The 24518-nt window shown below is 58.4% G+C and carries 18 protein-coding genes and 3 pseudogenes; 10 read left to right on the top strand and 11 right to left on the bottom strand.

The genetic code is table 11. The annotated features are described in order from the left end of the window. Positions 1–237: 237 nt before the first annotated feature. Positions 238–1417: pseudogene (locus tag YUO_RS42560) on the bottom strand (IS91 family transposase). A 6-nt stretch (positions 1418–1423) separates the two neighbouring features. Next, a pseudogene (locus YUO_RS42555) lies at positions 1424–2285 on the bottom strand (site-specific integrase). Between the two features lie 647 nt (positions 2286–2932). Between YUO_RS42555 and YUO_RS45425 the strand changes: the two are divergent. Then, complete coding sequence (locus YUO_RS45425) at positions 2933–3385, top strand: acyl-CoA dehydrogenase family protein (RefSeq protein ID WP_083754823.1); 453 nt, start codon at positions 2933–2935, stop codon at positions 3383–3385. A gap of 1175 nt (positions 3386–4560) precedes the next feature. After that, the gene (locus YUO_RS0133535; RefSeq protein WP_028351153.1) at positions 4561–5037 is read left to right on the top strand and encodes an Lrp/AsnC family transcriptional regulator; all 477 of its coding nucleotides are present in this window, start codon (positions 4561–4563) and stop codon (positions 5035–5037) included. Positions 5038–5282: 245 nt separating this feature from the next. Here the strand turns inward: YUO_RS0133535 and YUO_RS49115 are convergent, their stop codons facing one another. The 3 genes from YUO_RS49115 to YUO_RS0133520 all read right to left on the bottom strand — a co-directional run bounded on the left by YUO_RS49115 (position 5283) and on the right by YUO_RS0133520 (position 7359). Continuing rightward, the gene (locus YUO_RS49115) at positions 5283–5453 is read right to left on the bottom strand and encodes a helix-turn-helix domain-containing protein (RefSeq protein WP_083754822.1); all 171 of its coding nucleotides are present in this window, start codon (positions 5451–5453) and stop codon (positions 5283–5285) included. Positions 5454–5965: 512 nt separating this feature from the next. Further along, positions 5966–6757 (bottom strand): 4'-phosphopantetheinyl transferase family protein, encoded by a 792-nt coding sequence (locus tag YUO_RS45415; protein ID WP_083754821.1) that lies wholly within the window; start codon positions 6755–6757, stop codon positions 5966–5968. Positions 6758–7113: 356 nt separating this feature from the next. Continuing rightward, entirely contained in the window at positions 7114–7359 is a 246-nt protein-coding gene (locus YUO_RS0133520; protein ID WP_028351152.1) for a hypothetical protein, read from the bottom strand. Between the two features lie 890 nt (positions 7360–8249). On the opposite strand from YUO_RS0133520, the gene YUO_RS48160 reads away from it, so the two are divergent. Further along, positions 8250–8663 (top strand): antitoxin MazE-like protein, encoded by a 414-nt coding sequence (locus YUO_RS48160; protein ID WP_083754820.1) that lies wholly within the window; start codon positions 8250–8252, stop codon positions 8661–8663. A 352-nt stretch (positions 8664–9015) separates the two neighbouring features. Here the strand turns inward: YUO_RS48160 and YUO_RS0133515 are convergent, their stop codons facing one another. After that, on the bottom strand, positions 9016–9672 hold the full coding sequence (locus YUO_RS0133515; protein ID WP_028351151.1) for an FkbM family methyltransferase: 657 nt from the start codon (positions 9670–9672) through the stop codon (positions 9016–9018). 466 nt (positions 9673–10138) lie between these two features. Here YUO_RS0133515 and gmd point away from each other — a divergent pair, with 466 nt between their 5' ends. The 3 genes and pseudogenes from gmd to YUO_RS42540 all read left to right on the top strand — a co-directional run bounded on the left by gmd (position 10139) and on the right by YUO_RS42540 (position 13285). After that, on the top strand, positions 10139–11224 hold the full coding sequence (gene gmd / locus YUO_RS0133510; protein ID WP_028351150.1) for a GDP-mannose 4,6-dehydratase: 1086 nt from the start codon (positions 10139–10141) through the stop codon (positions 11222–11224). After that, positions 11205–12158: a GDP-L-fucose synthase gene (gene fcl, locus YUO_RS0133505; protein WP_028351149.1), complete on the top strand. Its 954-nt coding sequence runs from the start codon at positions 11205–11207 to the stop codon at positions 12156–12158. Before gmd ends, fcl begins: the two co-directional genes overlap by 20 nt. Before the next feature lie 147 nt (positions 12159–12305). Further along, positions 12306–13285 (top strand): annotated as a pseudogene (locus YUO_RS42540) (tripartite tricarboxylate transporter substrate binding protein). 640 nt (positions 13286–13925) lie between these two features. On the opposite strand, the gene YUO_RS0133490 reads toward YUO_RS42540, so the two are convergent. The 5 genes from YUO_RS0133490 to YUO_RS0133470 form a co-directional block, all read right to left on the bottom strand. Next, on the bottom strand, positions 13926–15290 hold the full coding sequence (locus YUO_RS0133490) for a type II toxin-antitoxin system HipA family toxin (protein WP_028351147.1): 1365 nt from the start codon (positions 15288–15290) through the stop codon (positions 13926–13928). Then, positions 15287–15565, bottom strand: a complete 279-nt coding sequence (locus YUO_RS42535; protein ID WP_035728200.1) for a helix-turn-helix transcriptional regulator — start codon at positions 15563–15565, stop codon at positions 15287–15289. The genes YUO_RS0133490 and YUO_RS42535 overlap by 4 nt, the downstream gene beginning before the upstream one ends. A gap of 397 nt (positions 15566–15962) precedes the next feature. Beyond that, entirely contained in the window at positions 15963–17276 is a 1314-nt protein-coding gene (locus YUO_RS42530; protein ID WP_063830339.1) for an LLM class flavin-dependent oxidoreductase, read from the bottom strand. 711 nt (positions 17277–17987) lie between these two features. Beyond that, positions 17988–18341 carry a hypothetical protein gene (locus tag YUO_RS0133475; protein ID WP_028351146.1) on the bottom strand — a complete coding sequence of 118 codons (354 nt, stop codon included), beginning with the start codon at positions 18339–18341 and terminating at the stop codon, positions 17988–17990. Next, positions 18338–18919 carry a hypothetical protein gene (locus YUO_RS0133470; protein WP_028351145.1) on the bottom strand — a complete coding sequence of 194 codons (582 nt, stop codon included), beginning with the start codon at positions 18917–18919 and terminating at the stop codon, positions 18338–18340. The genes YUO_RS0133475 and YUO_RS0133470 overlap by 4 nt, the downstream gene beginning before the upstream one ends. A 775-nt stretch (positions 18920–19694) precedes the next feature. Here YUO_RS0133470 and YUO_RS0133465 point away from each other — a divergent pair. The 4 genes from YUO_RS0133465 to YUO_RS0133450 all read left to right on the top strand — a co-directional run bounded on the left by YUO_RS0133465 (position 19695) and on the right by YUO_RS0133450 (position 24335). Then, entirely contained in the window at positions 19695–20444 is a 750-nt protein-coding gene (locus YUO_RS0133465) for a P-loop NTPase family protein (protein ID WP_028351144.1), read from the top strand. Positions 20445–20505: 61 nt separating this feature from the next. After that, entirely contained in the window at positions 20506–21177 is a 672-nt protein-coding gene (locus YUO_RS0133460) for a hypothetical protein (RefSeq protein WP_028351143.1), read from the top strand. Between the two features lie 489 nt (positions 21178–21666). Next, positions 21667–23901, top strand: coding sequence for a hypothetical protein (locus tag YUO_RS47365; protein WP_235782916.1), 2235 nt, complete (start codon positions 21667–21669; stop codon positions 23899–23901). A gap of 146 nt (positions 23902–24047) precedes the next feature. Then, positions 24048–24335, top strand: coding sequence for a DUF3363 domain-containing protein (locus YUO_RS0133450; RefSeq protein WP_028351141.1), 288 nt, complete (start codon positions 24048–24050; stop codon positions 24333–24335). Positions 24336–24518 lie beyond the last annotated feature (183 nt).

Raw genomic sequence — 24518 nt, 5'->3', positions numbered from 1 at the left:
CAGCCGGTGCAACTGCGAAGAAGGCGCGCCTGTGGTCGCCGCGCGTCGGCGAGATATTGATCGGACATGAGCGGCGCCATTGCTCGGGCCGAGAGCGCGATGCCGCGAGCGATTTGCTGTGCTGGGACGCGCGGCCGAATGACTGACGGGGTGAACGGTGACGAGCGCGGCCACGGCGACGTCGGACGTTGCCACCGAGAAGGTGATCATCGAGGGGATGGATGGTGCAGGCGATGGTCATGACGTGTCACAACGGAACGGCTGGTCGCGCGCGCAGGCTCGCGGGACGACGTCGATCCGCCGCATGGTGCCGCCGCAATGTGGGCAGGCGGGAATCTCACATTTGGCGAAGGGATCGGTGCCGGCTTCGCGATCTGGCGGGAGATGGCGAACAGCGAGGAGCTGACTGCAAAGGGCGAGTCGGTCGTTGCGTCCGCCATTGGCGAGGAAGCCATAGTGGCGGATGCGATGGAAGCCGTCCGGCAGGGTGTGCAGGAGAAAGCGCCGCATGAACTCACCTGCATCGAGCGTCATCAGCTTGGTCTTGCTGTGCTGGCGATAGTCCTTCCAGGCGAAGCGGACCTTGCCGTCGGAGAGCGAGACCAGCCGGCTGTTGGCGATGGCGACGCGATGGGTATAGCGGCCGAGATAAGCCAGCACCTGTTCGGGCCCGCCGAATGGCGGCTTGGCGCAGACGACCCAGTCGGTCCGTCGGAGCTGATCGAGCCGCTGGGTGAACGCGGCGGGATCGGCGAGGTGGGCGAGATCGCTAAAGAAGCGCAACTGGCCGGCCGCGAAGGCAGCTTGCAGCTCTTGCAGAAACAGGCGGCGAAACAGCCGGGAGAGGACGCGCACTGGTAGGAAGAAGCCGGGCCGGCAAGCGACCCAGCGTGTGCCGTCGAGCGAAGGTCCACCGCCGGGCACGACGCAGTGGACATGCGGATGGTGTTGCAGGGTCTGGCCCCAGGTATGGAGGACGGCGGTCACGCCGAGCTGGGCACCGAGATGCTTGGGATCGGCCGCGATGGTGGTTAGTGTCTCCGCCGCGCAGCGGAAAAGGATGGCATAGACCACCGCCTTGTTCTGGAAAGCAATCTCTCTGGCCGGCGCCGGCAAGGTGAAGACCACGTGGAAATACGGCACGGGAAGGAGTTCGGCTTGCCGCTCGGCAAGCCATTGCGCGCGCCGCGCCCTGGCACTTCGGACAGTGCCGATTGCGACAGGAGTTGTAGGCTATGCGGGTCGCACCGCAGTCGTCGCATTGCTCGATATGGCCACCGAGCACGGCCGTCCGACACGCGGTGATGGCGCCCATCAGGCGTCGCTCGACGCGGCCGAGGTGACCGGCATGCGCCTGTCGAAAAGCTTCGCCGTGGCGGCGGAATATGTCCGCCACCTCCAAAGCTGGACCCACGATGCCCGATCAGCCGGGCGGAACGATCTCTAATCGCAGCCGGTCAAGCGGACTCGGGGTCTGGCTGATCGTTTTGGTGGCAACCTGGGCGTAGCGTGCCGTGCTTTGCAGGCTGGCATGGCCGAGCAGCACCTGGATGACACGAATGTCGGCGCCGTTCTCCAGAAGATGGGTCGCAAAACTGTGCCGTAGTGTGTGCACCGTCACGCGCTTGTTCAGACCGGCTGCGATGTGGGCCGAGCGGCACGCCGCGTGCAGCACGGTCGCATCAAGCGGCCGCTCACTGTCGCGGCCGGGAAATAGCCAGCGTGTCGGTTGGGTTAGCCGCCAATAGGCCCTTAGAATCTTCAGAAGCTGCGGCGAGAGCATGACGTAACGGTCTCTGCCGCCTTTGCCTTGTTCGACCCGGATCACCATCCGCTGGCTGTCGATATCCGCGACCTTGAGGAAAACCACCTCCGACACGCGTAATCCGGTGGCATAGACTGTCGTCAACGCTATGCGGCTCTTTAGGCTCGGGATCGCCTCCAGAAAGCTCACCACCTCGTCGGCACTCAGCACTACCGGCAGCTTGCGTGGCTCCCGCGCGTAAGCAATGCGTTCCGGGATCGTGCTGTGGCCGAGCGTCACCCCGTAGAAGAATCGCAAACGCACAGACGATCTGGTTGAGTGCAGGCCACGATATCCCCGTCGCCACCAGATGAACCTGGAACGCGTGAACGTCCTCCAAGCCCAAATGGTCAGGCGATCGGCCAAAATACCGGCTGAACTTCGATACCGCGTTGAGATATGATCGTTGCGTCGCCGGCGACAAATTGCCGACCGTCATGTCCTCGATCATGCGTCGGCGGAGAGGGCTCACCTGGGCCATCGGAAAACCTCCTGTCTGAAGGGTTGGGCTCTGAAAACCCTCGATCCTCTCAGACAGGAGGCGGCCGTTACCACCTCTCCTCAAATGCCGCGCCAGCGGCTTCGTTCAATCGAAAAGCAAAATTGCAAGGTTCGGGGCCCTCAAGCCCCAAATCCTTGCAATCTCAATTGCACTGTATCCGAAAAACCGACTCCCGCTCAATCGCTTGGAAGCTTGTTCACGGACGACTCTATAGCGGCCCTCTCGATCAACCTCAGGACGAACTTTCAGCAGGCGGTCTATCGCTGGCTCTATAAGCCGTGATTTCGTTTTGCTTCCGCTAAAGTCAGCCCCAGCTCACCATCCTGTACCACGTAACGTTCGAGGCTATCGCTTTCATAAGATCGTGATTCAGAAGCCGCTGTCCATAATGACCCAACATCAATCGCCTCACGCACGGCAGGCTCCCTCCTTCTTTTCGCGTCGTCAAGCGCATCTGAACATGCCGAATACCAACGTCATCGGAAGGCTCGCCATCCGAGGCGAAACCAAAACCTGAATAGAATCCCTGCTGCAAGCAGCACTTATTATGACGTCGCATTTGTGCCCTGCCAGCCGTGCAGCAAAAACCGTGTGCCGCGTTCCTCAGATAGACCAAGGATTACGGCATGCTTCAGGCAAGCATGCACATCAATTCCAATCTGATATTGATCCCTCCGCGATTGGTATTGGCCTCGCCGGGGGCGGTTCGCTTAACCTCGTCCAAAATCGGAACGAGGCGTCAAGGGAATTCGGCGCGTCGGGGGGGAGGGAAGCGCCATGGCATTGACGAGACAGGAACTTCTTCGGATGGCGCCTTATGTCTGCGTCATGGAGCAGGGTCGGTCACGGCGGCCGGTCCCACCTCCGAGCTCGCAGCCAGCCGCAACGTTTATCTCGGCATCGGCCGTTCGGGGTCAGTGGTCAATTTCGAACGCATCCCCGAGCACGACGCGCTGCGCGACAGCGTGCGCAGTTTCTTCGATCGTCAGCTTCAGGAACCGAAGATCCGCGAGATGGATCGCGCGCGGCGCATCCCGCGCGAGCTCTGGAAGCGGCGAAGACGCATGATGAAACGGTGAAGACAATGTAGGGAGGCTATATACGGAATGCCCGGCTAGAGGCGAACATCGCAAAGCTTCCATTTTGGCTCGATTGAGAGCCTATGATCTGTGGTGGCCCCGAGATAGCGCGCGAGGCTTGCATCTACGATGCTACCTCGGTGACATGGATGCCACTGTCGGCCTGATCTTCCGGTCACCCCCAAACACACCTGAAAATTCGTGATGACGCTACGGTGCGCGGCTTCGCCAAAGGATGACGCTGTTGACAAGTTTTCAAGGGTTAGTTCCACACTGTGCCACATCTATGAGTAGTTCGATTGATGATAGCTTAAGTGAGATGAAATCAGTGCGGAACGACATTTGGCGTTGTCGTAGGTTGCTGCAAACGAGTTGCCTGATGAGCAGCGAAAAATCATCGAGCAACGCCTGGTTGAACAGTGTTCTGCTTTCGATCAGCTCTTAGCGACCACATTTCCTTTCACGTTGAGGCTCAGGTCAACTTCAGTGCCTGTGCCGCTCAACACCTAATTAAACCTAACCAGCATGAGCACCTATCCTCCATATCCTTCGGCTCCCCTGCGATCCAGCCCATTGAGTTGATCAATGGAAGTGAAATGGCGGCAAATGCGATGCATGATACCAGGCAGGACGCTGATTCCTATCATTGCATCGAGGTGATGGCCCCGGAGCGCCGGCGGCGACGACGATGGATAGGCGAGGAGAATGCCCGCATCGTGGAGCAACGTTTTTCAGAATCGTGTGAACATTGTACGCGGTCTTTGGCGCAATCGCATTGCCAGCGGAAGGCCGAGATCGGCCGCCAGCTTGGAGCAAATCCGTCAGCAAGTCAGAGCCGAGGGGCCGGAATCTCCGGAACCCAAAAGCCTCGCAAGAGAAAGCAGAGCCAGCTTTGAAATTTGAGCATAGGCCCTCCTCTAGAACGAACGATCTTTGGCAAAGGTGGGGAGCAGCAGGTGATCGCACGAACGCCTCATACCATTCACACGTCGACGTTAACGTTCACTGGCTGCTCTTCATCCGGCAGGATGATCGGCTCCTGGCGGAGCAGACTCACTACCAGCGGCCAAGCCGGTGCGATCGCCCACGCGGTTATTTGTTGAAATCATCGCATGCGTTTGAAGTATTTGGACGGTTTTCGGGATGAAATTCACCTCAAGGCCGGGGAGCCGATTATGCAATACGATCGGATAGACGCCCGCATCCTCGAGATTGTGCAAAAGAACAACCGCCTAACTTCCGAGGTGATCGGCGCACGAGCAGGGCTTTCTGCTACCGCCTGTCAACGACGACTGAAGAGGCTCCGTTCGGAGGGCATTATCGAGGCCGATGTTTCAATCGTTTCGCCGAAAGCGGTGGGCAGACCTATTCAAATGCTGGTGCTGGTGACCATGGAGCGAGCGCGTTCAGATATAATCGATAGATTCAAGAAAGCCATCAGATCGTCCGTTGAGGTCGTCAACGGCTTCTACGTCACCGGCGACGCGGATTTTATCCTATACGTTACCGCGCCCACCATGGAAGATTATGAGGAGTTCACTCGGCGGTTCTTTTATGTGATCCCGGACATCAAGAGCTTCAAGACGATGGTCGTATTGGATCGCGTAAAGGCGGGCTGTGCTGTTCCCATTGAAGCACCATCCGAGAACTGACAACACGCTGATGCAGGCGTTTACGCCGCGGATCGACGCGTTTGCGCGCTTTTCGTCGCGTAACGCGGACAGAAACCGCGGATGACTATGGCTCTGCTTGTATGTTGATGAGGAAGGGTTCGAAAAGCTTCCGTGCTCCTTTTCGGTGCGACAGCAAGCGACAGGTGTGGCGTACCTGGCACCTGAGCGGACGACCTTCTCTTGATCAGAGCCTAAATGAGTTGAGCCTCTCCCGTCGTTCAACTTCACGGAAAAAAGTCGAGGTCTTTACCTAATCTCGCGCAAATAGCTTCAAGCAGCGCAATGCTGACGGCCGATTGCCGCGTTTCGAACCGACTGAGCATCCGGATTGAAGTACATGCTGCCGATGCACCATCGCCAAGCGTAAGCCCGCTCTCGAGCCGGGCACGCCGAATGGCAGCACCCCTCCTCTAATCGATCGCCGCGTTTGCTTCAGGACGGAAGCGTGCGCAGGCCAACGCGAACCGCGACTCGGCAAACCGTCACCCACCAGTTGATCATCTCTGGCCTGGCTGTTGCTTGAAGCTCGCCTGCCTCGCTCTCACGAGACCGATGTTGCGCATCCCGCAGTTACATAGGAGTTCGATGTTGGCCCTAATGGCAATCGCTATTGCGACCGTGGGCATCATCGCGCGAAACCCGGATAACGGCAGCCAGTTATGGCCAGGCGATACTTGGTTTCCTGATTGAGAACCCACATGATTGACCGGCATCTCAGGTCGCATTCGACCAGAAAGGGCTAGTTGGAGGACCTTGTCTAGTCGATCAGGGGAACCGGGCGCTACGGACTCACTTATCGGAATCAACGCCCGGCCTCACTTGCTTCCTAGAACAGAAGATTTTTCAATTGCAAGGCACACTCGATGAGGTCTCCTGTGGCCTTCCAGCATTTAGCAGACGAGATGCATCACGCGCCTCGAAATCGCACGGCTAGTGCTAGAATTCCTCCGACAAATGGGCGATAGATTCCTTTTATGGTTCGACTGCCAAAACTAGTAGGCTTTTCTGGGTTGACAATCTCGGCCTCGAAGACCCCGCACTGGTCATTCGTTCTGACACTGACATCTTGAAAATCCAAGAATTCACCAGTTGCCGGCGCATATGATTTGTATACGGCTTCCTTTATTGCGAACAACAATTTCGGGCCGAAGCGACTGCTGGACCACTCCTTGCGCTCGATTTCCTCGCAGGTGCATACGAACGGCAAAAGGTCCGCTTCGAGCGGTTCTTGATCTTCAATGTCCAATCCCAGAGCGAGCACATTCTTGGAAATTCCGACAACAGCTCCGCAATCAGATGAAGAGTGTGAAATGCTCCCGACGACTCCCGAAGGCCAAAGAGGAGCCCGATCCACTCTCGACAAAATCGGAACAGGAGCGAAACCCAATTTACGCAGGGCCTCATGAGCGTGATGCCGTCCCCAGGCGAACTCACGCCGACGACGAAGCGAGACGTTCCCCAACATGTCGTCCTCAGCCGGAAATGGGAGGGGAAACGGGTCATATATTGATCCGCCAGAAAAGCTGATGTCGTGTGCCAAAGCTGCGCCGATAGCAGCCCCCAACGTCGTGAGCGTTTTCATAGATTGGGCGAACCTTTGTTCTGGAAAAGTGTGAAGCTGCAAATCTGCACTTGCTTTACGATAGCTAACCTGAGACCGCAGGCCACTCAAGGCCCGCAGCGTCAGAGACGAGGTCATGCTCTGCGACGCTCGATATTTCCACGGCAGGATCGGACCGATCGAGCGTGCATCGGACGAGCTCTGCGCTGACGCGACCCGCTTTCGAGATCGACAGCCCTCGCGCCACACCTGGCTGGCCGAATTGCATCACCATTGTCGGGGCTGTCGCAGAATGCTCAGAGTGGACGGGTACGGCTTTGAACAAACGGTGAGGCAGAGATCGGGGGCGGCTTGGTACTCTGCTTGTGGACCTCGAGCAGAATTATGTAGTCTATGTGTAATCCAACGTGTGGGGCCGACCCTCCATTATGATGTCGAACCCACGAGGGCGACTTTGTGCTGCGCGCACGTGCAACGAGCTCCATTCCGTTCGCTCACTGCATTTGATCCGTGCCGCGACCGATGAACTCGAGCACCGACTGCGCCTTGTGGATCTCACGTGCGAGGCAATTGAAGATCCGGGTCGCAGATTCAAGTGTGACGACAATTCCAACCCTCTCGCATGCTAGCTCAAAATGGTGCGCAACCTGTTCGTTGGTGGGTGCAATGCCACTTTGCAGCGAGCTCATCGCTAATGATGCGAGCATGTGCTCGACCACGTCTTTTTCGGCCTGAGTCAAGAAATGCTTCCTTCTGAATGTCGGCTCGCCTGTTATCGACGTTGTGGTCGCCGTCGAAGGTCCGGCCAAAGCCGCTCCGCTTCCGCGCCTGTGTTGCCACGAGGGTCACATCATGCGGGCTTACGAAACTTGGCGCGAGACAGCTTCCGTCGACCTCCAGGATCTACTTCTGGGGCTGCGGTAAGCAGAGCAAGGCTCAAAGACGACCTTGCGCATACGATGTCGAAGGTTCGAGACATTTGCCAGATTCGCAGCCTCACCGATTGGGCGCTTCGCCGCGACAAAACGGCGGCGTCGAATTCTGCAGGCACCCCGGGGTCCGCAATTACACGAACATGGTGACCACGCCGGCGCAACAGCCGGGCCGCGGTGAGCAGCGGACTGAGATTTCCCAACGTTCCCCGCGAAACGAGAAGATAGCGCAAGACATCACAGAGGACAGCTCCTTCGCAGTGGTACCGCGCTTCCTAAGAATTCGGCACGCTCTCGCCACGTGCTACAAAGATCGGCTACGCGTGCGCGCCTAAGAAGACCGTAACGTGCCACGCGGCTCAGCCAGTGCGGCGCACGCCTCACCCACATGGGGGACTCTGTCTTACGGGGAGGCCGGCCGCCCCAACCGCTTGCACGGACTGATTTACCTTCCACGTCGCACCACTACGAGCCCTCTTACGAGCCCTCTTGGATTTGTAGATTTCGATCCTTGACTCCGATCAGTTTCGAACTGCTATCACGCGAAGTCACTCAGCCTCTCAAAACCCACACTGACTGAAAGCGTCACGAGGATGCTCGCGAACACAGGAATCTATCAATGCTAACGTTGCGTGGCACTCAAATTTGAGTTGCTAATGATGGGCTTTGGTCAACAAAAGCCTACAACCTGACGCAACGTGAGATTCAAGCTGTTTTTGTTGGGCTTGCGGCCTTTCGGGATTGTGGTACCCGATGTGCGGTCTCCATTCTTCCGCAAGCAGGCCCATCGTCAGTCACTTGCTGTTGAGCCAGCAGCCAAGCCCGCAAGGAGCAGGCTTTCATCGACGACGTGTCCGACCTGGACGGACGAGACGCGGCGAGATCTGGACCGTCGCTTGCGGCAAGAATTATGCAGGCAAGCCGCGTCCGTGTTCCGGCTCATCATCGAGCCGAATGGGTGCAACGGCTGGTCGCGACATCAGACTGATGGTAGACAAATCACAACCGTTCGCAACGTCAAGATCGGCAGGCGTGTTGGTCGTCCCGGCGACGGGATATCGTACGGCTCAATCAGCGAAGATGGTGTTCCTCGGCATGGCCGTATCACCTAGGAACAAAAAATGAAGCCGTGGCCGCTGCCAAACCGCCGATCTGCGCACAACGATAGCCATTTTCCAGAGGGACGGAGACCTCAACACGAAATTCGGTTAGCCACTCTTACCTGGCATTGATGTTCATGCCTCGTGCCAGTCAACCTAGTTTGCGCTAGCGTTTCAAACATGGTTCTAAGAAATCATCTCAGGAAATAAGTGCGATGGAGGGATTCACTATCAGGTCTGTTCATCCTCTTCGTCGTGACCCTGCTCGCCGACCGAGCTGCAGGTAAGTACGGTCAGCGTCCGCCCATATTGGCCGAGGCCGACTATCTCTTCGGAGGCCTTGTACACGCACTCACAGCTCCTTCTACAGGCTCGTGTTCCTAAGCAAGACATCGCCCTCGACTCCATGGGGATACTGCTTCACGACTTCGAACGATGGTAACAAGTCAAGAATGGCTTGCAGGGACTGCTGCCCTTCATAGAGCTCCTGGTCGCTGTATTCCGTATAGATAAAGCGCGTGTTGCTCAAGCTATGTCTGCCGCCAGCGATCACATCGGACTCGGCTCCCTGCACGTCCATCCAAATGAAATCGATGCGTTTTAAGTTCGCCTCATTACACCAGTCATCCAACCGTCGAGTTTCAACTGAGATGGGATGATCAAACCGAACCCAGTCATATTCCAGGAGGTGATTCTTGGGTCGGCGTATTGAGCCAGAGAGATCCCAGTCCTTGGCATCTCCATTTCCATTGCTTGGATGGAAATCGATCCTGCCATTTCGGTCACTGACCGCGATCTCAAATAACTTCACATTGTCGAGATATCGATCCATGTTTTTCTTGAAGCGAGCAGCCGCTCGGGGATCTGGCTCAAAGCAATAGAGCTGAGCCTGCGGGCAAAGCTCGAGAAACTTTCGCGTATCTGTTCCGTCGTTGCAGCCGATGTCCAAGATAACGGGATCCGGCTTTTGAAGAAAAGAAACAATCTGCTGATGTACTGTTAAGCAAGATGTCGGTTCCATGGGAATATGCGGTCTCTTAGAGAAGGCCTGCCGAAGCCCAGCAGTCCTGTCGAGAACTTTTGGAGCGCTCGGCAGATGCCCACGTACAGGGGCCCTTGAACGTTGTTCTTGAATTCTCGATTACACGCACGCCCCTCCTGCGCAATGTATATCAATGTATATATAGTGCATGTGCCGGCGTGACGATAAGCGGATGGATTATGTGCGCCCCTCGATCAACTCGTGCCTTTTTAGAATGCGTCGCCGGCGTATCGCGGGCTCTTCAACACGCGCGTTGTACCATGTCATTGCTGCCGAAATCAAAGTAGCTCGTCACAATCGGATCACAGCACAAGGCAAAAGGTGGGCTCCAGCATTCATTGCCCGGTCGATGCTGACTCTGCGACCTACCCGCCTGATTTGAATCAAACTTTCAGTTAGACTTCGCAAATGACGGCCCTCCCTTGCGCGTAACCGGAGAGAGAGAATGACGGCTTTGGAGTCAAAGCGGCGCGTGGCGCTGATCACCGGCGTTACTGGGCAGGACGGCGCGTATCTTGCCGAATATCTGCTCGGGCTCGGCTATACCGTCCACGGCGTCAAGCGGCGGTCGTCCTCGTTCAACACCGCGCGGATCGATCACCTCTACCAGGACCCGCATTCCAACAACGTGCCGTTCCTGCTGCACTACGGCGACATGACCGACTCGACCAACCTGGTCCGGCTGATGCAGCAGATCAGGCCGACCGAGATCTATAACCTCGCCGCCCAGAGCCATGTCGGCGTCAGCTTCGAAAGCCCGGAATATACCGCCAACGCCGACGCGATCGGCGTGCTGCGGCTGCTCGAAGCGATCCGGATCCTTGGCATGGAGAAGGAGACGCGGTTCTATCAGGCTTCGACTTCGGAACTCTATGGCTTGGTGCAGGAGGTGCCGCAAAAGGAGACCACGCCGTTCTACCCGCGCTCGCCCTACGGCGTCGCCAAGCTCTACGGCTACTGGATCACGGTGAACTACCGCGAGGCCTATGGCATGTTTGCCTCGAACGGCATCCTGTTCAACCATGAGAGCCCGATCCGCGGCGAGACGTTTGTCACCCGCAAGATCACCCGCGGCGTCGCCCGCATCGAGGTCGGCCTCGACGAGGCGCTCTATCTCGGCAATCTCGAGGCCAAGCGCGACTGGGGCCATGCGCGGGATTATGTTGAGGGCATGCACATGATCCTGCAGGCCGACAAGCCCGACGATTTCGTGCTCGCCACCGGCGAGACGCGCTCGGTGCGCGAACTGATCGAAGTCGCCTTTGCCGAAATCGGCCGCAGCATCGAATGGCGCGGCAAGGGCGTCGATGAAACCGGCGTCGACAAGAAGTCCGGCAAGACCGTGATCAGGATCGATCCGGAGTATTTCCGGCCCACGGAAGTCGACCTTCTGATCGGCGATGCCAGCAAGGTGCGGGAGAAGTTGGGCTGGAAGCCCAAGACCTCCTTTGCCCAGATGGTCAAGGAGATGGTCGCGAGCGACCTCGAAGACGCGCGGCGGGAGGCGGCGGGTGGCAAGCATACCGTTTGAGCTGAAAGGCAAGACGGTCTACGTCGCCGGCCATCGCGGCATGGTCGGTTCCGCGCTGGTGCGCCGGCTAGCGCGGGAAGACGTCGAACTGCTGACAACGACCCGCAACGAGGTCGATCTGCGCGATCAGGCCGCCGTCGACCACTGGTTCGCCGCCACGCGTCCGCAGGTGGTATTTCTGGCCGCCGCCAAGGTCGGCGGCATCGCCGCCAACAACACGCTGCGCGCCGAATTCCTGTACGACAATCTGGCGATCGCGACGAATGTGATCCACGCGGCGCATGTCCATGGCGCCGAGAAGCTGATGTTCCTTGGGTCGTCCTGCATCTATCCCAGGCTGGCGCCGCAGCCACTGCGCGAGGACTCCATGCTGACCGGCCCGCTGGAGCCGACCAATGAGCCTTATGCGATTGCGAAGATCGCCGGCATCAAGATGGTGGAGGCCTATCGCAACCAGTATGGCGCCGACTTCATCAATGTCATGCCGACCAATCTCTACGGCCGCGGCGACAATTATCATCGCGAATACAGCCACGTCGTCGCGGCGCTGATCCGCCGCTTCCATGAGGCGAAGCAATCCGGCGCCAAGGAGGTCGCGGTCTGGGGCACCGGCACGCCGCGGCGCGAATTCCTCTATGTCGACGACCTCGCGGATGCCTGCATCCATTTGATGAAGACCTATTCAGATAGCGAGCTGGTCAATATCGGCACCGGCGAGGACATCACGATCGCCGAATTCGCCCGTGTCGTGGCGGCAACCGTCGGCTACACCGGCGAGATCAGTTTTGACACCTCGCGCCCGGATGGCACGCCGCGCAAGCTGCTCGACGTCAGCCGGCTGGCCAAGCTCGGCTGGCGGGCCAGCACCAAGCTCGAAGATGGCATCAGGCTCGCATATCAGGCTTTCCTCAGTGAGCACGCGGTGAACGCCTAGCGTCCCGGGTCAGAGGCCTGTTAGGCCACGTCACCGCGGCAACGTTTCGCGCTTCTCCCGGCGAAAACCGGTATCCGTTTTTCTCGATCATGCTCTAGGATACTAACGCCGAGCGGCCGCAGGAGCCGCCGGCGCAGTGGAGGAAGCATGATGCAATATCGCCGTCGCCAATTCCTACAGCTCATGGCCGCTGCGTCTGCACTTCCGGCCGCATCAAGCATCGCCAGCGCGCAGGCCTATCCCTCGCGCCCCGTTCGCCTCGTGATCGGCTACACGCCCGCGGGTCGGCTGATCTCACGTCGCGCCTGATGAGGCAGTGGTTGTCGGAAAGGCTCGGACAATCCTTCGTCATTGAAAACCGTCCGGGCGGCGGCACCAACATCGCGACCGGGCAGGTGCTGCGCGCCATGCCTGATGGCTATACGCTGCTGCTGGTCGCGCCGGCGAACGTCATCAATGCCACGCTCTATGACAAGCTGCCCTTCGATTTCCTGCGCGAGATGGAGCCGACCGCGGGCATCATCCGCTTTTCCAATGTCGTGGTGGTGCATCCGTCGTTGCCGATCAAGTCGATCCCCGAACTGATCGCCTATGCCAAGGCCAATCCGGGCAAGCTCAACATGGCCTCATCAGGCAACGGCTCGACCATCCACATGTCGGGCGAACTGTTCAAGATGCTGACCGGCACCAACATGCAGCATGTGCCATACCGCGGCGGTGCGCCGGCGCTGACCGATATGCTGTCCGGCCAGATGCATGTGATGTTCGACAACCTGCCGACCTGCGCCGAGCACGTCAAATCCGGCAAGCTGCGCGGGCTCGCGGTCACCAGCACGACGCGTTCGGACGTGTTGCCCGATCTGCCGCTGGTCGCCGACTACTTGCCGGGCTACGAGGCCAGCGCCTGGTATGGCCTCGCCGCACCAAAGGGCACGCCGGCGGAAATCGTCAACACGCTGAACAAGGCGGTGAACGAAATCCTCGCCGACCCCAAGGCAAAGGTGCGATTTGCCGAGATCGGTGCGATCCTGCTGCCGGGCTCGCCCAGCGATTTCGGCAAGCTGGTGGCAGACGAAACCGAGAAATGGGACAAGGTTGTAAAATTCGCCGGCGCCAAGGTGGACTAGTGGCGGTGAAACTGCCCGGCGGGCAGCTCGCCCTCCATAGGCTCTCCGGAGCGACGACGTGCCCTCGATTCGGCAGCGCCAGGCGGATCATCGACGCGCACCGCCCCTCGTAGGGCCAAAGATCGAAGTTTAGGCGCGTTCCTAGGCCCTCGGTTACGTCGCGGCGCGCGCTTCGTTCGGCGAGCCTGCCGTTGCGGCGACAACGGGGTCACCGGGGCCGTGCTCGAAGTGGCTTCGACCAGCTCGGGTTCCTCCGGCTCTTCCGCTTGCGGATGTTCTAGCGCCTCCAGAATCGTTCGACCGTCGTCCATGATGGCTACTCTTCAGCTTGGCGGACATCCAAACGCTGACTGAAGGTGTCGAGATCTGGCGCGAGAGCAGTCAGACGCTTAATGCGTGCGACCCAATCCGATCCGCTCGTGTGGAAGATCTCGAGATATTGCTTTACGACCAGGATCGTGGCGTGCCCCTCGTGCTGCCGGCTAATATCTTCAGACGAATAATTGAAAACTCAGGCGCCGCTCAGCATGAGATGAGCGTGCACATTAGCCCTTCCTGACCTGCGGCGCGCGACCTATGTGCAATCAACGTCGAAGAGTAAGCTTAACCTCACCCCCGCGACGCATTTCTGCAAAAATGTTCAAGAGAATCCTGGGGGACGCGTGGTGGCCTCGGGATCAGGGTCCTTTTCGGGCTCGTCCTCGACATCGCTTTTCAGATTCCGCAGCATGTCGCGGCAAGAGCCGGCGACGTAGTCCGAGATTTGCTGGTAGACCGGAGACTTCTTCAGCGCGTTCAACTCTTCGACGACAGACGGCAGTGCATCGAGGACAGCCTGAGACAATTCGCCGACGCGGCGCCTCACCTGCGCGCCGGAAAGCTGGTTTTCCTCCGCCATCCGATCCCAATGTCGGGCGTAGATGTAGTGACCGCGGTTCTTGCCGGCGATCTTCATCGCCAGGTTTCGCGTGACGTCCGGATAGATGTCGCCGTTCATGACGTCGTAGAGCGGCGCCATGGAGACGCCGCCGCTCGGCTGCAGCAGCAGCGAATAGTTCTTCGAATGCGCATCGACGTTTCCGCAGAGAACGTTGAAGACAAAGAAATCGACGAAACGGGCGGCGTTGAAGGCGCCTGCCTGCGTGTTCCGCAGAACGTCAAAGCAGTCTTTCAGGGTTGGTCCACGCAGCTTGGTCGCCGGATTGGATTCGTATTTGGTCGACGGGATGTGCCCCGTGGCCTGGCAGAAATCCTCCTGATGGATTCTGCGGAGGCTTCGCCCGTGAGGCTCGCGGTCGTAGCGCTTCACCAGCAGGTAGTCGAGATCCTCCGCCTTTCCGATCGTACATTCGGCGACGGGCAGCTTGACCTTGGCCGCCAAGCGAAGACAGAAGGCCTCGTTCTCGACGGCGTTGCTGAAGTGCTTGTTGGCCGGCTTGAGGATATGCGTCGTCGGCGCGCCATCGAGCGCGAGGCCGACGCCGCCGTCCGGATACTGGACTACAGGAAGCTTGTCCTGCGCGCCGGCCAAAGACATGTGGATGCCCTCCTCGCCGACGAGAAGCGGCTTCTCCGGAAGGCGCCGAATGGCGGCGGCGAGTTCCGCTTCGGTGAGCCGCTTATAACGCGGCGTCCGCTTCGGTCGCTGGTCGGCGGGCCGGTAGACTTCGAGTGCGCCCGGAAGATCCTCTCCCAACTCCTCAAGGAGCGCGAACACGTTCGCCTCCGGAATCTTGAGGATGGTGCCCACCGTCCTCAGCGTCCGGCCTTCTGGCAGTAGGTTCAAAAACCATCGGTACACGACGTCCGGCTCGTGAACGCGCTGAGCGAGCGGCATGCGGATCGAGACGGCGAACGCCTGAGGATCCTTCACCCACGCTTCATCGTAGACGAACTCGATGTCCTGAATTTGCTCCGAGCGCCGGCGCAGCAGCCCGACGAGCTTGTCGCCGCACCGGACTTCCAGGGTCTCGCCGGCGCCGCCCGCTTTCGGCTTGCTCGTCATGACGGCGTGAAGTTATCAGGGTCGAAGGTTTCGGATTCCTCGCTGGCCGACCGAGCCGCCGGCACAGGGCTCATTTCCGCCGCCAACCGGATGCCGAGCGCGTGCAGCAGGCGGAGGACCAGACCGACCTGGCTTGTCTCCTTGCCATTCTCGATGTCGACGATAAACCGGACGCCGACGTTCGCTGCCAAGGCGAGGTCCTGCTGCCGAAGACCTAAGGAGGTCCGCCGGTTCCGGATCGTCTCGCCGAGTTCTGAGGTGGTCGTGATGGTCATGTCATTTTCCCGAGCGGGAATATTAGCCCCGAAAGGGCATTCCAGCAAGCCTGAATTTACCGATCGGGAAAACTAACGCTTAAATGGGGTTCCACACAGCGAAATTTTCCCGAGCGGGAAAATATCTGCTCAGAACCGCCTGCGACACGATCCAATTTACCGATCGGGAAATCCGACCCAAGTCTATCCGGCGGCTAAACGTGAGAACCACGGGTGATCGCGCTTCGCGCGTGCTGATCTTGATCGCAGTTCCGCGGCAATCATGCCTCACCAAAACGGCGTGGTGCGGGCCAGCACACAGGCTTCTTCGGACTGTGAGCGAGGCGTGGCCGATTTCCTCAGTGGCTGCCGGCCACTAACCCACCCGCGCATTCGGGCAGATCCCATCGTGGTGCTATCAGTCGACATTGGTCGACTTAGCGAAGGACTCGCGTGAGGCCATCGGAATGGCGCCTCCGCGGGTCGGGTCCGCGAACGTGCCACCCGCCGCGGCGTAGTCCTTACCTGTACAACGCTCGAGCACGATGCCTATCGCCTCGACATTCGGGATGTCCGACTCGCTCAGCTCGGGCATCGATGGCTTGCGGGCAAGTGCCGCCTCTACGTAGGGAGCCAGCTCCTCTTCTTTACGTCGGACGCGCTCGTCTTCCCGTTCTTTCAGAGCAGGCATGACCTCTTTGGCGAACAGCTCGAGTGCCTCACAAATATGCTCGTGCTTATTCGTGCCGCACTGCTGGATAAAGATCATCTGGTCGATACCGACATCAGCATACCCCATGAGATGCTCGCGAACGCTCCTGGGCTGTCCGATGCTGCCTGAGCCTGGCGTCTCCTTCATCTCGTCCTTGATCGATTGGAAGCGCCGCCACAAATTCGTGCGCCCAGGACGGTGTTCGCCATATACCGCATAATGCGCGATCGAATAGCCGAAGAACTTGAAACCATCGAGTCCTCGGCGCATAGCTTCTTCGGCGTTCTCATGAACCATCATACCGTTGAGAGCGGCGATGTTGGCGTTTACCGAATGCCCAATGGGCACGCACTCATCGGACTTGATTATTTGATAATATTCGTCACGCCAAACTTTCGCTTGCGACGCCTCCACAAATCCAAAAACCAGCGCCCCTACCCCGTGACGCGCGGCACGCAAAATACTTTCGCGCCGGGAACACGCCATCCAGATCGGTGGGTGCGGCTTCTGGACCGGCTTTGGCACGATGTTACGGGTCGGCATTGTGAAGAATTGCCCATCGTACCCGGGATATGGCCGCATCGTCATCATATTGGCGGTCTGCTCGACCCCTTCCCGCCACATGGCATTTTTCTGCTCGGGCTCTATCCCAAAGCCATGCATCTCGATCAGCGATGCGGATTCTCCGGTCCCCCACTCAGCGCGCCCCCCAGAGATCAGATCGAGCGTCGCCAGGCGCTCCGCCACCCGCGCCGGATGGTTGTAATTCGGGGAGGAGAGGCAAATGCCGTGACCAATGCGAATAGTCTTTGTACGCTGGGAGACGGCCCCCAGAAATACTTCCGGTGCGGATGAGTGGGAGTATTCCTCGAGGAAATGATGCTCAACCTCCCACATGTAATTGAATCCGAGCCGATCGGCCAGTTCGATCTGCTCCAGCGCATCACTGAACAATTTTCGCTCGCTGCCGTCCTCCCAAGGCTGCGGCAACTGGTGTTCATAAAACAGTCCAAACTTCATCCGCTTTCTCCCGGTGCACGACGGTCATAAACCCGCTTCAAATTTTCTGGCCACGGCGCAGCATCACGCTGTGACAGTTGGCTGGGCACCATGTACTCCGTTCTCTTCGTTGAAAAATCTTGCGCGCCGATCGGAGCTCTCCGTCTCACTCGACCCGCCCGATCTGCTGGAACGGCTTGCCGCGCCCTGCGAAGGTAGCGCGCAGCGCCTCATACGCGACTATTCCGGACAAGGCCGACTGAAAGGCAGGCTCGCCAGCGCGCCGCGAAACCGAAGCCCCACCTGGATGTGCCTCTCTGCCGACGATCAGACACGATTGAGGGACAATGCCGCTGCTGGCCGAATGACAGCGGCACCACGAAGGACGTTGATTCAATTGTCGTGACCGCACTCAAAAATGCAGCATTTATGGCATTGATTTGGATCAACTGAGCAAGTCTCATCTAAACTCCCGGGCCGGTGCTACGATATCGCCATTGTCGTAGCGGATTCTTTACCGGCGCGGAGCAATCGGCGTGCCACAAGACCTTCGGTGCGAGCCGCTCGAATAGGACAACGATGTGCTTCGCCGACGGACTACTACCTGCTCAGTGTCGGGCTCTGGAAAATTGACGTCTTCAACCGGACACGGCCGAACACGACAACACGTGCGTCAAACGAAGACCGTTGGTCCTGTGACGAGCTCGAATGCCTGCTCGAGGATCATGTTCCTTATAGCGACTTCACGACCGGGGCGCTTGTCATCTCAGCATGCAGTAGGCGACGTGGTGGTCTCGGGCATTCTGGGCTCGGCAGCTCGCAGCCGGCAGGGTGTGCTTGCGCTACGTGCAATACCCTTTCGGCTCCCCAGTGGCGGATGTCCTTGGCGGTGTGCAACCTCTTGCTGATCTTTCGCAGGCGCTGCTCGAACTCCTCGGCGTTCGCTTGATCCAGCGTATCTCTGCTCCCTTGCTGCGACTCTTTGTGGGAATCGTGATTGGAAATCTGGCCTTGTAGCTCTCTGGCGATATCCGCCATCGCACGGTGGCACACCACCTCTTCCGGCCATGTAATGAAACCGTTCACCAGGTTCGCCAGTCCCCGCGGGGTAAATCAGAGAGCCGGGCATGGCGGTCTGCACGGCGAAACACCTCACCCGCGAGTGCGATCGCGGCTTGGCGAGAGGCCGTCTCTTCTGGCCACTTGCTGAAACCGTTCACCAGCAGTCCTAGACTTTGGCTGTTCAACTCCTGAAGCGCTCGGCTTTCATCGTGACAACATTCGGCGATTCTGATCGTTGCACTACGGCATTCCCCCACTCTTGAGTGTCGACCGAATGATGATGCGAACAACGAAAGGGCTCTGAGCCCGACTTCCTTAATCAGAGCCTTATCAAGCCGCGACACACATGCAGCTATGCACTCGCACGCTTGGATACCTGCCTGACCTCCGGCCTGCCGGCTCACCGCGTTGCGTGTCGTAGCGTACCCCAACGATTTCCCAGCGCGAATGTCTTCTTCGAAGCATGCCACAAATCGAAATTGGAAATCCGCGGCGGCCTTTTGCAGAAAGGTTGCGTGGTCCACCATCCGCAGCTGCTTGTCGTGCTTCAGCACTGCAGCCGAGAATTCACCGATCTCGCTTAGCGCTTCACTAAGTTTCATCAGAACGTACACAACGTCATTACGAGATCGCACCAGGGGTGCTCTGCGCGGCTACACCGTCGCAGCGCCGCTTTCTCCGGGCCGGAACCCCGGCCGGACAAAGATTGTCCTTTGCAGTGGAAGCGCGTCTGTTCGCGAGCTTCTGATAAGTTGATCGCGGCTGGCAGCATGCGACCTGCGCAATTGCAGCTTACATTACCAAGCATTCAGCATCGTAATCATCCGACACTCCCCAGGCCACATCGCGACTTTGCTCTCTTTCAGTGTCATTCCAACAACCGGCGAAAGCGCCTCCCATCCTGGCACAAGCTGCACCTGAATAATCGATCATCATCCGCAAGCGAGACGGTCGACTCCGCAAGCCATACCGCTCGAATTGATTTCTCAAATGAGCCATAGAGGCCTGCGTGGTTAGCCTTGGTCATCGTTCTTCCAAGCCTACAACCTGACGCTACGTGAGATTCAAGCCGTTTGATGCTCATCGATATAACGGCGATGTACTGCTGATGATGGTCGCGGTGATCATCGCCGCAGTCGACGTTTTTCGACGGAGTCGATCGCAGTTTACAAACCTGACGTGGAACACCGTTCACAGCAACTAGTCGTCTGTATTCCAACGTCACTGATGGCTCGCATTAAAAATTCCCCACCAATCACGTTGGTGACTCGTCAAAGATTCCACTATCCCTTGTTTCTGCCATGTTCGCATCCAAAGCAGAGATTTGCCGATTGCACACGTCGCGGTCGGCGGTAGCGAGTGCTTTAGGGGGATTCCATGACAAAGCCGGTTGTGATTGTGGTGGGTGCGGACAAGGGTGGGGTCGGCAAGACGACCGTATCCCGAACGCTTCTGGACTATTTCAATACCAATAACGTGCAGACACGCGCATTCGATACTGAGTCGCCGCGAGGAACGTTGAAGCGATTCCACCCCGAGATCACCGAGATCGTCGACATGACCACGACTGCGGATCAGATGAAGATCTTCGACACACTGAACTCAGGGCTATCCGTCACGGTGATCGACGCCCGCGCAGGCTTGCTGTCCCCGGCGCTGGCATCCTTGCGCGACATCGGTTTTCTGGATGCCGCGCGGTCCGGCCAGATCACCTTTGCCGTATTCCACATCTTGGGATCATCCATCGCTTCCCTGGACGAGATCGCCGAGACGTCCAGTTTCATGACTGGTGCAAAGTATTTTCTGGTCAAGAACTTCATCAACGACACTCAATTCTTCCAGTGGGACGAGTCGACCTACAACTCCTATTTCCACCGAATCAAGAACGCTACCGAGCTGACGATCCCCAAGCTCAACGAGATGGCCTATGAGCAGGTCGAAGTTGCTTCCGTCCCGTTCGTCAACTTTGTAGCCAATAAAGGTCGGAACGAGGATGCCGCGAACCACTCCTTCGTGTTGCGCGGCTACGTTCGGCACTGGCTCGCGAATGTCTGGCGCGAATATGATCGCATTAACTTGACCGACTTGGCCGGCGCCAAGTCAGTGACCCGTGGTGGTGAAAAATAGTCGATCGTTCGGCGATCGAACGGGCTGAGCCATGTAAGAAGTTCGCTTAATATTACTGCCAATGTTAGCTACGCCCGTTTACATCATCTGCTCGCCTAGCCCGCAGGTCGGTAAGACCCTCGTCTCTCGCCTCATTAGCGAGTTCTTGCTGCTGAAGAATGGCACTGCGCTCTCCTTCGACATCAACCTGAAGGAGCCGTCACTGGTCGATTACCTCCCTAACATCACTGAGACGGCGGATGTGATCGACACATACGGCAAGATGCAGCTGATGGACCGGCTTATCCTGGACGATCGGGTGGCCAAGGTAATCGATCTTGGCTTCCATGCCTTTGATGAATTCTTCAAGATGTGCGAGGAGATCGGATTCATCAGGGAGGCGCTCCGCTGCCGTGTTGCCCCCGTCGTCCTGTTCGTGGCCGGCACCGACCGCATCTCCTCGCGCAGCTATGAGATGCTGAGGTGGCGGATTCCGCCAGGAGCGCTAATCACCGTCCACAATGAATTCATGCTGCGCGGCGAGTTACCTGAAGCCATGGATGGCGCGCGTGTACTCCGCTTTTCGGCGCTACCAGTATTTCTAAAGACCTACGTCGACCGACTGAGCTTTTCATTCACAGGATATCTGCGCAACGAGAAGGATTCGTCCAGCGAGTTGCATCAGTGGATCTGGCGCAACTACGTCATGTTCCGCGATCTCGAATCAAGGGCGATGCTACAGCCGTCGTCTTGAGTCGGATTCCGCATGTGGAGAATTCCCGCGCTATAAGTGTTCTTCAGTTTGGTCGTATCGCTCGCAGACATAACGTCCGAGCGGTTGGCGATGCCGTTTGCCCGCTTCGTTTCGGGAGGGCCTCGTGCGTGGCTTGGGCCAAAAATCACGTGGCGAGTACGCCGCAGCTTCTGGAGAAAATCAACGCGGTCGCCGTTGGCTCATTATAAACTTCTGAGACTCGTCAGCTTCTCAACAGGTAACTCTTCTAGCATGAGAACGTCGATATCTAGACGGCGACGTCATCCGTCATAAAGGAAATGAACACCCGATTGCTTGATTTCGGAAATCGGAGGGGCGTGGCGGCGGTCTCGGTTGCTACAAATGATTGTTGATTGTCGGTTGGCTTCAGGCTTCGACAGTCGGAATCTCGGCTGAAGGCTCCACCGCTTCCACTCAATCAGCCTACCGTGCGCCAGATACGAGCTTTGCTGTGGGATGTGAGGTGCCATGGAGCGAACGAATAACAATTTTAACCTGTTTGATTTTGATGTGGAAGGATTCGCACGAGCGTACTATCAACAGTCGCGCGCGGGGCAGCAATCGGGCAATACGAGCGAGCAAGCTAGCTTTGAGCAGCAGATGGGCGAGTTGCAACTCAATTCGCCTGATGAGAGCTCCGCAACCTCCAGTTCACCTGATGAAAGTCCAAAGAAGGGCGGTGGAGGAATCCGGCGCACTGACCTCGGCGGTTCGATGAGGATGCCGCCACACTCCCCGCTGATTGACAACTCGTTCAGCAGCACGCGCCACAGCATAGACATCCCCCGAACTCACTTTCGAGATTCGGCTCAATTACCGTCGCAGTCCAGTTTGCGGGATGATCTGTTCAGCAGTGCGCGCTACACTTTGCCACCTGAGGAGCAGCCCGCGATTCAGACGAAGAATAGCAAGAGTCGCGGACTGTGGTCGCGTATCAAGTCAGGTGTCGGAAAGGCGTTTGGGACTAGTCGCAGCGAAGAGCCGTCGGGCTCCACGGCTCAGCAAGAGGTCTTTTCAACGAAGTTTCGCGTAGATTACGCCAAGCAGCCCGGCCGAACACGCGGGGTCCCTCAGGAGGACGAGGAGCTGTTTGAGGACTTCAAAAGCAGAGCCAAGCTCACCCGGGACGACGGCACCGGCAAAGCACTGGGCGACGGCACTGTCCGAAATGCGATAGCCGATCTGCGAAATTTCAGCGCCTGGCTTAGCGAGAACGGGAGGCCATCAATCGCAGACCGTATTGGCAACCCGGAGTTAGAAGCTGGGTTGGATGCCGATGTAGAGGCCTACGCGAGGGATTCCAAGAAGGATCCTAAGCTTACGAGGAGGCGCACCAACGCGGCCTTGAAAAAACTCCGCGACGTCGGCGCCGGAAACGCCTTGTCCGCCGATATCCGCCGCCTGGCTCCTTATGCCACAGACGCGACCCTCATCGACATGTTGGCCAAGGCAGAAAAGGCGACAGCCAGGGTTGAGCCGGAGACGGTTGATAGACGGGCGCGCCGTCTTTACAGGCTGGGTGATTGGCTGAAAACGCGGGAAAAAGGCGCCATGGCTGGCCGACTGAACGACGATGGGCTGGCCCAAGATGTTAAGGAGTATAGGAATCAAACCGGGGACTCCAAAATTGACGCCGATTTGCTCAGGCTTCGGCGTTACGAGCAAGTCCTCGAGGCGAACAGAGCGCTGGGGCTGGCTCCTCCTGAGAGCGAGCCTCCGCTCGCCGGGGAAGGCGCTCGGCAGCCCGGATCGCCGCAGGAGCTTCCCGCAACGCCAGCTACTCCGAGCGAGGGAGCTTGGGATTGGTTCAGGAATCAGATGCAAGACCCCGCGTCGTCCTCATTCACGCCGCACCATGATCCGCAGCCGAGCTCGCTTCAGGAGCTTCCGGCAACGCCAAACACTCCAAGCGCGGGAGCTTGGGACTGGTTTAGGGAGCAAATGCAAGAACCTGCGTCATCCTCGTTCACACCGCACCGCGGCCCGCAGCTGAGCTCGCTTCAGGAGATTCCGGCAACGCCAGCCACCCCGAGCGCGGGCGCTTGGAATTGGTTTAGAGAGCAGATGCAAGAACCCGCTTCACCATCATCTGCGAGGCGTCCCTCGTCAGACGTCTACGGCGGTCTTGGGCCGCTGCTTAATTTGAATCCGCCCACACCGTATGAATTGCGTGACGACGCTCACTCTGTGCCGGCGCCTGACCTCGTCACACCACCGTCGTTCGTTGGGCCATCAGGGGCCCCTCAGGAGCTACTGGATATCGGATCTATCGTTGGCGAAGGCTGGCGCCACGGCTCTCAATCGGCCTCGGACGTCCTGATCGATGTACTGAGCAACATCAATCTCATGCCGAACCAGTTTGGCCCAAGCCAGTTCGCGATCAACGGTGAGCATTATTCGGCCACTCTTGGGCCGGGAGGGCGCAGGGACGTTCGTCTCATCCATCATCCTCGCGCGAGGCCGATGAATGAAGCCGGGCCATCGCGTCAGCCAATAGCGGATCTTGGGTTTCTTATCCGCGGGGGATGGCAGCACCGCGAACGCTGGCTTCCGCCTTACCTTGTCCGTGTACTAGAGGGGGAGCACCTCATGCCGCAAGCCGGGCGCCCGACACATATCAACATCCGCGGCGTGCCTTACAGGGCCGAGTTGCTGGAAACCGACGGCGGCTCACGCGTTCGTATTTATCCCGAAGCTGGTTGAAGAACGCGCTTGGGCTGCAACCTCGAGGGTCAGTGGGGCGGCGCACCGGGAGACGTTTTACCCGGGAGCAAGCGGCATAGGCTTGCTCGCAGCAGGGCACCAAGGGGAAACGCCCTGGGCGTGCATGAGCGTTTGGATAAAAGGAAATGGCAAACGCGAAATTCAAGTTAGTTGGTGCCGAGGTCCGCGCGGCACTCGAGCGGTTGATCGATGTGCTGGCAGACCTGGGGCTTGCCTACCGTCAAGGCGACAAGGTCAAGCTTGGCCGCAACCTGATCGAGAGCCTGCAGCGTGAGCTTGACACCATCGGAAGAGGCCTCGCCGAGGAAATGGGGCTTGCGCATTACCCGCTGATGCAGGTGAGTAGACTGCGGGGATCTATTGCCGATAGGCTGTCGCACGTCTCGTTGCGCTTGGGCATGATCGACCATTGATCTCGGTTTCAGCTCGTGCCCTGGTTCTCATCGCTCCAGTGCGAATTGAGCAACTAGGTGAGCGGCGTCGCCGGCCAGTCAGCGTTGACTAGAGCGGGATGGGTCTAGTTTGAATCGATTGAGGATTCCCAAATCAGCTTGGTTCTGATTCAACATGCTGGCTGGAAGGAGGCCAGCATGGAT

The sequence above is a fragment of the Bradyrhizobium murdochi genome (genome assembly GCF_000472965.1).
GTDB classification, from domain to species: domain Bacteria; phylum Pseudomonadota; class Alphaproteobacteria; order Rhizobiales; family Xanthobacteraceae; genus Bradyrhizobium; species Bradyrhizobium murdochi.
Note: the sequence above shows the minus strand (reverse complement) of the source record. Positions and strands in the feature narration are given on the sequence as shown.

What these genes read in the sequence shown, in the direction of transcription:
- YUO_RS0133535 (WP_028351153.1), top strand. Translation starts at nt 4,561, where the DNA reads ATGCAATACGATCGGATAGACGCCCGCATCCTCGAGATTGTGCAAAAG.
- YUO_RS45425 (WP_083754823.1), top strand. Translation starts at nt 2,933, where the DNA reads ATGCTTCAGGCAAGCATGCACATCAATTCCAATCTGATATTGATCCCT.
- YUO_RS42535 (WP_035728200.1), bottom strand. Translation starts at nt 15,565, where the DNA reads ATGACCATCACGACCACCTCAGAACTCGGCGAGACGATCCGGAACCGG.
- YUO_RS42530 (WP_063830339.1), bottom strand. Translation starts at nt 17,276, where the DNA reads ATGAAGTTTGGACTGTTTTATGAACACCAGTTGCCGCAGCCTTGGGAG.
- gmd (WP_028351150.1), top strand. Translation starts at nt 10,139, where the DNA reads ATGACGGCTTTGGAGTCAAAGCGGCGCGTGGCGCTGATCACCGGCGTT.
- YUO_RS47365 (WP_235782916.1), top strand. Translation starts at nt 21,667, where the DNA reads ATGGAGCGAACGAATAACAATTTTAACCTGTTTGATTTTGATGTGGAA.
- YUO_RS0133465 (WP_028351144.1), top strand. Translation starts at nt 19,695, where the DNA reads ATGACAAAGCCGGTTGTGATTGTGGTGGGTGCGGACAAGGGTGGGGTC.
- YUO_RS0133460 (WP_028351143.1), top strand. Translation starts at nt 20,506, where the DNA reads ATGTTAGCTACGCCCGTTTACATCATCTGCTCGCCTAGCCCGCAGGTC.
- YUO_RS0133515 (WP_028351151.1), bottom strand. Translation starts at nt 9,672, where the DNA reads ATGGAACCGACATCTTGCTTAACAGTACATCAGCAGATTGTTTCTTTT.
- YUO_RS0133450 (WP_028351141.1), top strand. Translation starts at nt 24,048, where the DNA reads ATGGCAAACGCGAAATTCAAGTTAGTTGGTGCCGAGGTCCGCGCGGCA.
- YUO_RS0133490 (WP_028351147.1), bottom strand. Translation starts at nt 15,290, where the DNA reads ATGACGAGCAAGCCGAAAGCGGGCGGCGCCGGCGAGACCCTGGAAGTC.
- YUO_RS0133470 (WP_028351145.1), bottom strand. Translation starts at nt 18,919, where the DNA reads ATGAAACTTAGTGAAGCGCTAAGCGAGATCGGTGAATTCTCGGCTGCA.
- YUO_RS45415 (WP_083754821.1), bottom strand. Translation starts at nt 6,757, where the DNA reads ATGACCTCGTCTCTGACGCTGCGGGCCTTGAGTGGCCTGCGGTCTCAG.